The following is a 12,333-nucleotide window of genomic DNA, read 5'->3' on the forward strand; positions in this document are numbered from 1 at the left end:
TAAGGGATCTTCGGCCCGTCTGCTAGCCTGACGCCATGCTCGCGAACCGCATCTGGTGGCCCACCCGCTGACGGCGGTGTGTTCGCGATCCTCTGAACCAGACCGCCCATGAGGCGGTCTTTCTGCGTGCGGACCGCCCGAACCGAAAGGCCGGCGATGACCTCAAGCGCCCTCCCCTCCCCTGAAGAGCCGTTCGCGCTGCTCGCCCGCGACGGCCGCACGGTCGAGGTGCTGCGCGGCGAGGTGATCGATGTCGAGCGGCTCGCCGACATCCCGCTGCGTCCGGACGAAGAGGTCCTCGCTCTCGTGCCCTTCCGGCAGGTGCGCGAGCGCGGCTTCGAGTGCCACGACGACGGCGTACCGCTGCGCTGCCTCGTCGTCTCCTCGCACACGTCGATCCCCATCGCGCAGGCCGTGGCCGCGCTGCCGGCCGGGCCGGTCCCTCTGCGCGAGGCCGGCTTCGACATCCCGGACGAGGAGTACGCCGACATCGTGCGGCGCGTCATCGCCGACGAGATCGGACGCGGCGAGGGCGCGAACTTCGTCATCCGCCGCGACTTCACCGCCCGCGTCGACTCCGATCCCGTCACCGCCGCCCTGACGTGGTTCCGGGCGCTCCTCGAGCATGAGCGGGGCGCTTACTGGACGTTCCTCGTCTCGACGCCGGGTCACATCGCCGTCGGCGCGAGCCCTGAGGCGCATGTCAGCGCGATCGACGGCGTGGTGACCATGAACCCCATCTCGGGCACCTTCCGCCATCCCGACGGCGGCGCGTCGGTGGCCGCGCTCACCGAGTTCCTGCAGTCGACGAAGGAGACCGAGGAGCTGTTCATGGTCGTCGACGAGGAGCTCAAGATGATGAGCGCCGTGTGCTCCGACGGGGGCCGCATCACCGGTCCGCACCTCAAGGAGATGTCACGGCTGACCCACACCGAGTATGTGCTGCGCGGGCGCAGCCGGATGGATCCGCGCGACATCCTCCGCGAGACGATGTTCGCGCCCACCGTCACCGGCTCGCCGATGCAGAACGCGTGCACCGTCATCACCCGCCACGAGGACACGCCGCGCGGCTACTACTCGGGCGTCGCGGCCCTGTTCACCCCCCGGGTCACCCTCACCGCGGACGAACCCACCCACGACCTCGACGCGCCGATCCTGATCCGCACCGCCTACCTGCAGGACGGCGCCCTCCGCGTCCCTGTCGGCGCGACCCTCGTGCGCCACTCCGACCCCGACGGCGAGGTCAGCGAGACGCACGGGAAGGCCGCGGGCGTGCTCGGCGCGATCGGAGCGGTGCCGCGCGGCCCCGTCGCGGTGGCCGAGGTCGTCGATGAGGACGCGCCGGCGGCCGAGCCGCGCCGCCTCGCCGACGACCCGGGGGTCGCGCGGCTGCTCGCGTCGCGCAATGCGCGGCTCGCGTCGTTCTGGCTGGAGCCGCAGGGCTCGGACCCCGGTCCCTTCGCCGGCCGCTCGGCGCTGGTGGTGGATGCCGAGGACCGCTTCACCACGATGCTCGCCCACCAGCTGCGCCATCTGGGCCTCGCGGTGGAGATCGCGCCGTGGGACGCCGTCACCGACGAGCAGGTCGATGCCGCCGAGCTGCTCGTCGCCGGCCCGGGGCCCGGTGACCCGCGCGACCGGGACAGCCCGCGGATGCGCCGCATGCGCGAGATCGTCGCGCGGCGCCGCGCGTCCGGCGAGCCCCTGCTGGCCGTGTGCCTGAGCCACCAGATCCTCGCGCACACGCTGGGCATCTCCCTGGCGCCGCTGGAGCACCCGCACCAGGGCCTGCAGAGGACAGTCGACGTGTTCGGCGAGCCCGCCTCGATCGGCTTCTACAACACCTTCACCGCACGGGTCGCCCCCGGCACGCAGCAGGTCGGGGGCGCCGAGGTCGCCACCGGCCCCGGCGGCGATGTGCATGCCCTGCGCGGCCCCGGGTTCGCCTCGGTGCAGGGGCACCTGGAGTCGATCCTGTCGCGGGACGGCATGACGACGCTCCGGCGCCTGGTCTCCCACGCGCTGGCCGGTCGGTGAGCCGCAGCCCTACCCCCCGAGGATCGAGATCGGGTTGAGGAGGTCGGCGAGGATCAGCACGGCGCCCATCGCGATCAGCAGCACCACCACGACGAACGTGACGGGCACGAGCTTGGTGGCATCCACCGGCTTCGGAGGGGCGCGCCCGGTGAGCTTCGACCACGCGCGCTTGAGGCCGTCCCACAGCGCGACGACGATGTGGCCGCCGTCCAGCGGCAGCAGCGGGATGAGGTTGAAGACGAACAGCGCGATGTTCAGCGACGCCACCAGGCTCAGGGTGGCACTGACGCGGTTCAGGACCGGCGCGTCGGCGGCGGCCACCTCGCCGGCGATGCCGGCCACCCCGACCACGCTGAGCGGCCCGTTCGGGTCGCGCTCCTGACCGGTGACCAGCGAGACCGCCGTGTCCCAGACCATGACCGGCAGCTTCACGATGATCTCGGCGACCTGCCCGGTGTTCTGCAGGGCCATCGCCGCGCCCGCCCAGACCGGCTGACGCTGGAACTCGGCCGTGGGGCTGATGCCGAGGAAGCCGATACGCCCCGCGTCGGTCTCGACGATCGCAGGGGTCACCGCGATCGTCTGCGGTGCGCCGCCCCGGTCCACGACGACCGAGAGCGGGATGCCGGGCGAGGCCCGCACGATGTCGGAGACCTCGGCGAACGTCGACACCGGGGTGCCGTCGATGGAGACGATCGTGTCGCCCGGCTCGAACCCGGCCACCTGGGCGGGAGGTGCCGGATCGGTCGGGGCGCAGGCGCTGGAACCGGACGCCGGAACGCACTCCGACAGCGCCGAGACGGTCGTGGTGGCCGTCTGCACGCCGATCCCGCTGAAGACGATCGTGAACAGCACGATCGCCAGGAGCAGGTTCATCGTCGGGCCGCCGAGCATCACGATCACGCGCTTGTAGACGGGCAGCCGGTAGAACACATGCGGGTCGTCGTCGCCCTGCAGCGTCTCGGCGTTGGCCGCGCGGGCGTCCTGCACCATGGTCGCGAAGAATCCGCCGCCGGCGCGGCCCGTCGCACTCACGCGCTCGCTGCGAGCCTGTCGGGGAGGCGGCGGGTACATGCCCGCCATGGAGATGTAGCCGCCGAGGGGCAGCAGCTTGAACCCGTACTCGGTCTCGCCGATCCGCCGCGACCAGAGGGTCGGTCCGAAGCCGATCATGTACTGTCCGACGCGCACGCCGAACCGCTTCGCCGGCCACAGGTGCCCGAGCTCGTGCAGCGCGATCGACACCGCGAGGCCGACGACCATCACGATGATGCCCACGACGAACAGGAGCACGGTCACGTCACCACGGTACCCGCCGCAGCCGTGCCGATCCTCGGAGCGTCCCGTGGACGGGCCGTGAGACGATGGACTGTCGGCGACGGGTCCCGTCGCACATCCCGCGAGAGGTCTCATGAAGGTCAACAACGCTCCGGTGCTGCGCCCCGAGAATCCCGAGCCGCGGCCGCTCACCGACTTCGCCACCCGCTTCCCGGTCACCACGATCGGAGACATCGCCGGGCTGACCGCGAACGGCGCGACCGTCTCGAGCGTCGACGTGCGACCGGGCGAGCTGTTCATCGCCCTGCACGGCGTGCCGCGGCAGGGACCGCAGTTCGGCGCACGCCGCCACGGCGCCGAGTTCGCGGCGCAGGCCGTCGCCAACGGCGCGGTGGCGATCGTCACCGACACGATGGGCCTGGCGCTCGCGCGGGACTGCGGCCTGCCGATCTTCGTCATGGACGACCCCCGCCCGCACGTGTCGGAGCTCGCGTCGTGGGCGTTCGGCAACGACGGCCGGATGCCGATCATGCTCGGTGTGACGGGCACGAACGGCAAGACCTCGACGGTGCACCTGCAGCATGAGATCCTCACCGCGCTCGGTCGCACCAATGCGCTGTCCTCGTCGGCGCGTCGCATCGTCGCCGACACCGAGGTGACCGCCAAGCTGTCGACCCCCGAGGCCAGCGAGCTGCACGCGATCGTCGCGTACGGCCGCGAGCGCGATGTCGAGGTGATGTGCCTCGAGGTGAGCGTGCAGGCGATCATCCACGGCCGCAGCGCGGGCATCGTCTTCGACGTCGCAGGGTTCACGAACCTCCAGCTGGACCACCGCGAGGACTTCGCGAACATGGACGACTACCTCGCCGCCAAGGCGACGATGTTCCAGGGCGGCACGGCTCGAAAGGCCGTGGTCTCGCTCGACACCGTCGCCGGTCGCACGGTCGCGCAGAGTGCGGACTGCCCCGTGACGACGGTGGCGACACCCGAGATCGCCGAAGACCGCGAGCTCGCCGGGTCGGCCCAGTGGATCGCGCGCATGACGGCCGAGCGGGTCAATGCGACGGCGTTCACCCTCGACGGTCCCGACGGGCAGCACGTCGCCACGACCGTGCCCGCGCTGGGCGCGCACATGGTGGCCAACGCGGCGATGGCCATCGTGATGCTGGTGGAAGCCGGCATCCCGTGGGACGACATCGCCCGCGTCATCGACGGCCGCATCCCCGGGTTCCTGCCCGGGCGCACCCAGCCGGTCACCACCGGTCGCGGCCCGGTCGTCTACATCGACTTCGCGCACACGCCCGACGCGATCGAGGTGACCGCCGCCGCAGTGCGGCGCGTGACGCCGGGGAAGGTGATCGTCATCTTCGGCGCAGACGGCTCGCGGGACGGCACCAAGCGACCCATCATGGGGCGCGCGGCATCCCGCAACTCGGACGTCGCGATCGTGAGCGACTACAACCCGCGCTGGGAGGACCCCGACGTCATCCGCGCCCAGCTCTACGAGGGCGCCATCGAGCAGCCGCCCCCGGGCGGCGTGTTCAACATCGCCGACCCGGAGGAGGCGCTCGACAAGGCGATGTCCCTCGCCGGGGACGGCGACGCGATCCTGTGGTGCGGGCCCGGGCACCAGGACTTCCTGGACGTGCGTGGTCAGCGCGTCGCGTACGACTTCCCGCAGATCTCGCTGGACGCGCTGCGTCGCTACGGCTGGGGCTGAGCGGCGATCGCGCGGTCGGCCGCATCCCGCGCCCACGCCTCGGCGGCGGCGAGGGTCTCGCGGGTGAGCTCGTCGGGTGCCTCGTGCGCCTCGACGACGCGCTCCACGGTGCCCACGATCTGCGGGAACGACAGCCGGCCGTCATGGAAGGCATCCACGGCCTGCTCGTTGGCGGCGTTGAACACCGCCGGGTAGGTGCGGCCCGCGGTGCCCACGCGCTTGGCCAGCGCGACGGCGGGGAACGCGTCCTCGTCGAGGGGTTCGAAGCTCCAGGATGTCGCGGCGCGCCAGTCCAGCGGACGCCCGACGCCGCCGACCCGATGCGGCCAGTCCAGGCCCAGCGAGATCGGCAGGCGCATGTCGGGCGGAGAGGCCTGGGCGATCGTCGAGCCGTCGATGAACTCCACCATCGAGTGGACGATCGACTGCGGGTGCACGACGACCTCGATGTCGTCGTAGGGCACCCCGAACAGCAGGTGGGCCTCGATCACCTCGAGACCCTTGTTGACGAGGGTCGCCGAGTTGGTCGTGACCACCCGACCCATGTCCCACGTCGGATGCGCCAGCGCCTCGGCGGGGGTGACCGCCGCCAGCGAATCGCGCGATCGACCGCGGAACGGACCCCCGGACGCGGTGAGCACGAGGCGCCGCACCTCGGTCCGGTCTCCTGCCCGCAGCGCCTGGGCGATCGCAGAGTGCTCGGAGTCGACCGGCACGATCTGGCCGGGGGCGGCGAGAGCTGTGACGAGGTCGCCGCCGACGATGAGCGACTCCTTGTTCGCAAGCGCCAGGGTGCGGCCCGCTTCCAGCGCCGCAAGGGTCGGGCCGAGTCCGACCGACCCGGTGATGCCGTTGAGGACGACATCGGCGTCGACGTCGCGGACGAGCTGCTCGGCCTCGTCGGCGCCCAGGGCGGTGTGCTCCACCCCGAAGTCGGATGCCTGTCGCTCCAGTCCCTCGCGGTCGCTGCCCGCCGCCAGGCCCACCACCTCGAATCGGCGATGGTGGGCGCGGATCACCTCCAGCGCCTGGGTTCCGATGGACCCGGTCGAGCCGAGAACGATGACACGCCGCATCCGACCAGCCTAACGACGTGCCGGCCGGACGCCCCTCGACCGCGATAATGGTCTGCGCAGGAGGTGCGATGAGCGAACCCGACGCTCCGGCGGTCTGCGTCGTCGTGCCCGTGTACACGACCGGCCCCTACATCCGTCCGCTGCTGGACTCGCTCGATGCGCAGGAGCCGCCGCCGGGCGGCTTCGAGGTCATCTTCGCCGACGACGGCAGTCGCGACGCCACGCCGGATCTGCTGGAGGCCTGGGCGCGCACGCGCCCCTGGGCGCGAGTCCTCCGCCTCCCCAACTCGGGCTGGCCCAGCCACCCGCGCAACGTCGGCATCGAGAGCACGCACGCGGAGTTCGTGTTCTTCGTCGACCACGACGACTGGCTCGCCCCGGACGCGCTGAAGCGGATGACCGAGTTCGCCCGCTCCAGCGGGGCGGATGTCGTCATCGGGCGCATGGTCGGACTCGGTCGTGCAGTGCCGGCGCGGCTGTTCGCCCGCAACGTCGCCGACGCGCGACCGCCGCAGGTTCCGCTGCAGGACAGCATGACCGTCCACATCATGTTCCGCGCGTCCTTCCTGCGCGAGACGGAGCTGCGCTTCGACGAGTCGCTGCGCCGCCTCGAAGATCACGTGTTCATGGCCACCGCGTACACGCGCGCCTCGCGGATCGCGGTGCTCGCCGACGGCGACGTGTACATCCACGCGTCACGCCACGACGGAGGCAACGCCGGCCACCAGCCGTACGGCGCCGCGGAGTACTACGCCGCGCTGCGCACGGCGATCGGGATCGTGCGGGGATCCGACCTCCCCGAGGACGAGCGTGACGCGTATCTCGGCCGGTGGCTGCGACGGGAGATGCTCGAGCGTCTGCGCTCGGACGTCGTGCGGAGCCTTCCCGCGGCCGAGCGCTCCGCGTTCTTCGCGGAGGTGCAGGGACTGCTGCGCACCGTGATCCCGGTCACGGCGATCCGCCGCCTCTCGCCCGACCACCGCTGGTGGGCGGCGCTCGCGAGGGAGGGGGATGCCGAGGAGTTCTGGCGCGCGGTCGACGCCGTGGGCCTGTCGACCCGCAGCGCGCTCTCAGGCCGACCCGCCGGCGAGGTGCTCGCCGGCGTGGTGTCGGCGGGGACGATCGAGGCCGCGCAGCGCCTCGTCGGCGCGGACGACGAGCTCGCCGGCCGGGCCGCCGGCTCGACGCGCGGGGTGCTCATGCGCCGTGCGCGTCGCACCGCCACCCGGGCGATCAGCGCCGTCGCGAACCGACGCGCCCACCGCGCACTGGCGTCGTGGGCGCGCGAGCCCGAGACGCTGCTGCGCGGCGCGGCATCGGTCGCGGGCTTCGCCGCCGCGGGCGTCGCCGTCGTGCTCGCGGCGCTGTCGGTCGCGGCCCCCCTGGCGCTGGCCCTCGCGGTGCTCGCGCTGACCGCGGCAGCCTGGCTCGCGAACCACTCGACCGGCGGCACCCTCACCGCCGTGCGGCAGCTGGTCGCACTCGCCCCGGCGGCGGACGTCGCCGTCACCGGCCGCGACGCCGGCCTCGCGCTCGCGGTCGCCGGGGGCCTCGCCGCGATCATCGCGGCGCTCGCGCTGGATCGTCGCCTGCGCCGCACCGACGTCCGTGCCTACCCCGGCCGGCGCGCGCCGCGCATCGGCTGGATCGGCGTGGGCGCGATCGTCGTGGGCGTCGGCATCGCCGTCATCGACGCCTGGGCGCTGCTGCGCCCCTGACGATCACTCGGTCGCCGCGCGCTCCACGCCCAGGATGTCGACGACGAAGACCAATGTCTCGCCGGTCAGGTCGCTGTCGTTGATCTCGCCCTCGCCGTACCCGAACGCCGGTGGGATCACCACGAGCACCTGGGAGCCGACGGTCTGCCCCTCCAGCGCCTGCTGGAATCCCTCGACGACGCCGGTCGTCGCGAACGCCGACGGGTATCCCCGATCCCAGCTCGAGTCGAACACGCTGCCGTCGGACCACTTCACCCCGGTGTACTGCACGAAGACGGTGTCGCCGGATTCCACGACGGGGCCGTCGCCGAGCTTGAGATCCGTCAGCTCCACATCGGCCGGCGGCTCACCGCCGAGCAGGGTGATGGTGGGTGCTCCGTCGTCGGCCAGCTCGACAGTCGGCATGCCGTCCGCCGGCTGCTGCTGTGCGCCGTCGGCCCGCGTGCCCAGCTCCTCGGTCGACGAGGCGACCACGACGATGGGCGTCCCGCCCTCGCCGAACGCGGAGCCCGGGATGGTCATCGCGACGGTCGAGCCCAGGGGCAGGCACTCCAGGGCCGCGACGAAGATCGAGTAGCTGTTGGGGTCGAGGACCATCGGAACGAAGCCGGAGTCGTCGGCCGAAAGCGTCGACGACGCGACCAGCACGTCGCCGGAGGTCGCGTCGACCACCGTGTAGGCGCCGGAGACGAAGTCGCCCGTGGCCAGCTCGCGTCCGCTGCCCTCGCTCACGACGGTGCGCTGGATGTCGTCGAAGGCGAGGCCCTCGGGGACGGTGACCGTGAACTCGGGCGCGTCGCCGGACACCCCGATCGCGTCGGAGTCGGCGCCGGACGGCGCGTCCAGGACGCAGTCGGCGCCGGGCGCGCTCGTGCTGGTGCCGGTGGCATCCGGCTCGTCGGGGCCCCCCGTGCAGCCCGCGAGCAGCAGGCCGGTCACGGCGACGGCGGACAGGGCGATGAGGGGACGGATGCGCACGGAGGAACCTCGCTGGGTGTCAGGGATACCCCATCCTGACGCACCTTCCCTTTGACCCGGCTGTGTATCGGCGACATTCCGCGCGGGGCATGGGCTCGGGAGTAGCCTCGTCGAGTGACTTCCGCGGATCACCCCGAGCCCGTCGAAGCCGAGCCGGCACCCATCCGCGAGGTGGGAGCGACCTATGCGCTCGGCCGCTTCGTCGTCGCACCTCTGGCGCGCATGGTGTACCGGCCCCGCGTGGAGGGCCGCGAGAACGTGCCGCGCACCGGACCGGTGATCTTCGCGAGCAACCACCTGTCGTTCATCGACTCGGTCGCGATCCCTGTGGCAGCCCCGCGTCCCGTGCACTTCCTGGCGAAGTCGAGCTACTTCGAGGGCAAAGGCCTCGGCGGATGGCTCACCCGCGAGTTCTTCCTCGCGATCGGCGCCTCGCCGGTCCGGCGCGGAGCAGGCCAGGCGGCGCTGGACGCGCTCGATCAGCAGCGCCGGATCCTGGACGAGGGGCTGGCCGTCGCGCTCTACCCCGAGGGCACCCGGTCTCTGGACGGGCGGCTCTACAAGGGCCGCACCGGCGTCGCCTTCCTCGCGCTGCAGACCGGCGCCCCCGTCGTGCCGGTGGGCCTCGTCGGCACCGACAAGGTCATGCCGGTGGGCGCGAAGTTCCCGTCCCTGCGCGAGCGGGTGACCGTGCGGTTCGGGATGCCGCTGGAGCTCTCCCACCATGGTCCGGCGAACTCGGGGCGCGCGCGGCGCCTCGCGACGGACGACATCATGCGTGCGATCCACGACCTGTCCGGCCAAGAGCTCGCCAACGTCTACAACGAGACGCCCGCACAAGGCGCCGTGGAGCGGATCAGGCAGGTGCTGCCGCACGAGCGGCGCTGACGATCACGCGACCTCGACGACCGCCTCGTGCCGGACGGGGAAGCTGACCGAGTTCGCGATGAAGCACCACTCATGTGCCCGCTCGTGCGCGGCCATCGCCGCATCGACCATGGACGCGTCCGCGACCGTCACCCGGGGGTGGAGCACGACCTCCACGAACGCGCCTCCGTCGGCCTGCTGCCGCATCAGGCCGGTCGCGGCGTCCGTGTAGCCGACGACGACCACTCCCGCGGCGACGCACGCGTGCAGATAGCTCAGCAGATGGCACTGCGACAGGGCCGCCACCAGCATGTCCTCCGGGTTCCAGCGCGCCGGGTCGCCACGGAACGGTCGGTCCGCGGAGGCGAGGAGGTCGGGCTTGCCCTCCACGGAGAGCGTGACGGATCGGTCGTAGTCGCGGTAGCCGCTGGTTCCGGTGCCGCGGTCGCCCGTCCACAACGCCGTGACGCGATAGCGGTGTTCGCCCAACATGCGGTCAGTCTCGCACAGGCCGTAGGCTCGGATCGTGCCCGGAATCGTCTCGCTCGCCGGAGTCGTCGAGCTCGCCGTCGTCGAGCGCAGCGGCTTCATCGAATCCCGCCATGCCGGCATCGCCATCGTGCTCGGGCCGGACGGCTCCGAGATCGCCCGTCACGGCGACGCCTCGAGTCTGGTCCTGCCCCGCTCCAGTCTGAAGCCCTTGCAGGCCCTTGGGAGCCTCACCGCCGGTGCAGAGCTTGAGGGCGAGCAGCTCGGCCTTGCCACGGCCAGTCACTCCGGCACCGACCGGCATGTCGCAGTGGTCGGCGACATCCTCGACTCCGCGGGTCTGACCGAGGAGGACCTCGGCTGCCCTGCGGCGTGGCCGAGCGACACCGCGGCTCGGGACGAGCTGGTGCGCGTGCATGCCGAGCCGAGCCGGCTGCGCATGAACTGCTCCGGAAAGCACGCCGCCATGCTCCTGGCCTGCCGCGCCTCGGGCTGGCCCGTCGACGGCTACCTCGACCCTCGGCATCCGCTGCAGACCCATCTGCGCGAGGTGGTCGAGCGGATGACGGGCGAGAAGCCGGCGGCGACCGCCGTGGACGGATGCGGCGCGCCCGTGTACGCGATGTCAGTGGCTGCGCTGGCCCGCGGCATCCATCGTCTCGGGACCGCGTCGGAGCGCTCGCCGTTCGCCCTGCACCGCAGTGCCGCAGCGATCGTGCGCGCCGTGCGCGAGCACCCGTGGACCATCGCCGGTCCCGGCCAGCACGACACGATCGTCGCCGAGCGGCTCGGCGTGTTCGCCAAGGGCGGGGCCGAGGGCGTCATGGTCATGGTGGCCCCGGACGGCACGACCGTGGCGCTGAAGATGCTCGACGGCTCGGGCCGGGCAGCCTCGATCGTCGCCCTGCAGCTGCTCGCCGATGCCGGAGCGCTCACCGCCGGTCAGGTGGCCGACGCCGCATCCGCACTCCCGCTCGCCGTGCACGGCGGCGGTCGTGACGTCGGGGTCATCCGCCCCGTCTTCGGAACCCGAGAGTAAGGAACGCGCATGAGGATCGGCGTGCCCACCGAGGTCAAGAACAACGAGTACCGCGTCGCCCTGACACCCGCCGGCGTGCACGACCTCGTCGCCCAGGGCCATGAGGTGTTCGTCCAGCGCGGGGCGGGCGAAGGATCGTCGATGACCGACGAGGAGTACGCCGACGCGGGCGGCACCCTGCTCGACGACGCCGCCGGGGTCTGGGAGCGAGCCGAGCTCCTGCTCAAGGTCAAGGAGCCCATCAGCACCGAGTACGGGTACTTCCGCGACGACCTCGTGCTTTTCACCTACCTGCACCTGGCCGCCGACCGCCCGCTCACCGACGCGCTCGTGGCCAGCGGCATCACCGCGATCGCCTATGAGACGGTGCAGCTGCCCGGCGGCGGATTGCCGCTGCTGGCTCCGATGAGCGAGGTCGCCGGTCGCCTCGCGCCGATCGTGGGGGCGACGACGCTCATGCGCTCCTACGGGGGCCTGGGTCTGCTGATGTCGGGCGTCCCCGGCACGCGCCCGGCACGCGTCACGGTCATCGGCGGCGGCGTGGCAGGTGCCAACTCCGCCTACATCGCGGCGGGACTGGGCGCCGACGTGACGATCTTCGACACCAACATCCAGCGGCTGCGCTTCCTCGACGACCACTTCCAGGGGCGCGTGAAGACCGCGGCCTCCAACCCGTTCGACCTGGATCGCGCCGTGGTCGCCTCGGACCTCGTGGTCGGATCGGTGCTGATCCCCGGCGCCAAGGCGCCCAAGCTCGTCACCAACGACATGGTCGCGCGGATGCGCCCCGGTTCGGTCCTCGTGGACATCGCGGTCGACCAGGGCGGATGCTTCGAGGACACCCACGCGACGACGCACGACGACCCCACCTTCCCGGTGCACGGCTCAATGTTCTACTGCGTCGCGAACATGCCGGGGGCTGTGCCCAACACCTCGACCTCGGCGCTGACGAACGCCACCATGCCGTATGTCCGGCAGATCGCACGCCGGGGCTTCCGGGAGGCGATGCGCGCCGACGCCGCCCTTGCAGCGGGCCTCAACGTCGCCGCCGGCGCGGTGGTCAATGCCGGCGTGGCCGCCGCGCACGGTCTCGAGGCCCTGCCGCTGGAGGACGCGCTGGCCTGAGCGGGC

The 12,333-nt window shown here is 72.1% G+C and carries 10 protein-coding genes; 6 read left to right on the plus strand and 4 right to left on the minus strand.

What is annotated here, in order from left to right; all coding sequences use genetic code 11:
- The first annotated feature begins 156 nt into the window (after positions 1–156).
- Positions 157–2,037, plus strand: coding sequence for an anthranilate synthase family protein (locus tag ACIWQI_RS01955; RefSeq protein WP_396655392.1), 1,881 nt, complete (start codon positions 157–159; stop codon positions 2,035–2,037).
- 9 nt (positions 2,038–2,046) lie between these two features.
- Here ACIWQI_RS01955 and ACIWQI_RS01960 read toward each other — a convergent pair whose 3' ends face one another.
- Positions 2,047–3,336: a M50 family metallopeptidase gene (locus tag ACIWQI_RS01960; RefSeq protein WP_396655393.1), complete on the minus strand. Its 1,290-nt coding sequence runs from the start codon at positions 3,334–3,336 to the stop codon at positions 2,047–2,049.
- 112 nt (positions 3,337–3,448) lie between these two features.
- Here ACIWQI_RS01960 and ACIWQI_RS01965 point away from each other — a divergent pair, with 112 nt between their 5' ends.
- On the plus strand, positions 3,449–5,035 hold the full coding sequence (locus tag ACIWQI_RS01965; protein ID WP_396655394.1) for a Mur ligase family protein: 1,587 nt from the start codon (positions 3,449–3,451) through the stop codon (positions 5,033–5,035).
- Here ACIWQI_RS01965 and dxr read toward each other — a convergent pair.
- The gene (gene dxr, locus ACIWQI_RS01970) at positions 5,020–6,111 is read right to left on the minus strand and encodes a 1-deoxy-D-xylulose-5-phosphate reductoisomerase (protein ID WP_396655395.1); all 1,092 of its coding nucleotides are present in this window, start codon (positions 6,109–6,111) and stop codon (positions 5,020–5,022) included. The two genes, ACIWQI_RS01965 and dxr, sit on opposite strands and share 16 nt — an antisense overlap.
- Before the next feature lie 68 nt (positions 6,112–6,179).
- Here dxr and ACIWQI_RS01975 point away from each other — a divergent pair, with 68 nt between their 5' ends.
- Positions 6,180–7,829, plus strand: coding sequence for a glycosyltransferase family 2 protein (locus tag ACIWQI_RS01975; protein WP_396655396.1), 1,650 nt, complete (start codon positions 6,180–6,182; stop codon positions 7,827–7,829).
- 3 nt (positions 7,830–7,832) lie between these two features.
- Here the strand turns inward: ACIWQI_RS01975 and ACIWQI_RS01980 are convergent, their stop codons facing one another.
- Positions 7,833–8,807 (minus strand): FKBP-type peptidyl-prolyl cis-trans isomerase, encoded by a 975-nt coding sequence (locus ACIWQI_RS01980; protein WP_396655397.1) that lies wholly within the window; start codon positions 8,805–8,807, stop codon positions 7,833–7,835.
- 114 nt (positions 8,808–8,921) lie between these two features.
- Between ACIWQI_RS01980 and ACIWQI_RS01985 the strand changes: the two genes are divergently transcribed.
- Complete coding sequence (locus tag ACIWQI_RS01985; RefSeq protein ID WP_396655398.1) at positions 8,922–9,695, plus strand: lysophospholipid acyltransferase family protein; 774 nt, start codon at positions 8,922–8,924, stop codon at positions 9,693–9,695.
- A 3-nt stretch (positions 9,696–9,698) separates the two neighbouring features.
- On the opposite strand, the gene ACIWQI_RS01990 is transcribed toward ACIWQI_RS01985, so the two are convergent.
- Positions 9,699–10,166: an OsmC family protein gene (locus ACIWQI_RS01990; protein WP_396655400.1), complete on the minus strand. Its 468-nt coding sequence runs from the start codon at positions 10,164–10,166 to the stop codon at positions 9,699–9,701.
- A gap of 34 nt (positions 10,167–10,200) precedes the next feature.
- Here ACIWQI_RS01990 and ACIWQI_RS01995 point away from each other — a divergent pair, with 34 nt between their 5' ends.
- On the plus strand, positions 10,201–11,202 hold the full coding sequence (locus ACIWQI_RS01995; protein WP_396655401.1) for an asparaginase: 1,002 nt from the start codon (positions 10,201–10,203) through the stop codon (positions 11,200–11,202).
- A 9-nt stretch (positions 11,203–11,211) separates the two neighbouring features.
- A complete protein-coding gene (gene ald, locus ACIWQI_RS02000; protein ID WP_396655402.1) occupies positions 11,212–12,327 on the plus strand; it encodes an alanine dehydrogenase in 1,116 nt (371 codons plus the stop codon).
- Positions 12,328–12,333 lie beyond the last annotated feature (6 nt).

It is taken from the genome of Microbacterium sp. (genome assembly GCF_044508325.1).
Classification (GTDB): domain Bacteria; phylum Actinomycetota; class Actinomycetes; order Actinomycetales; family Microbacteriaceae; genus Microbacterium.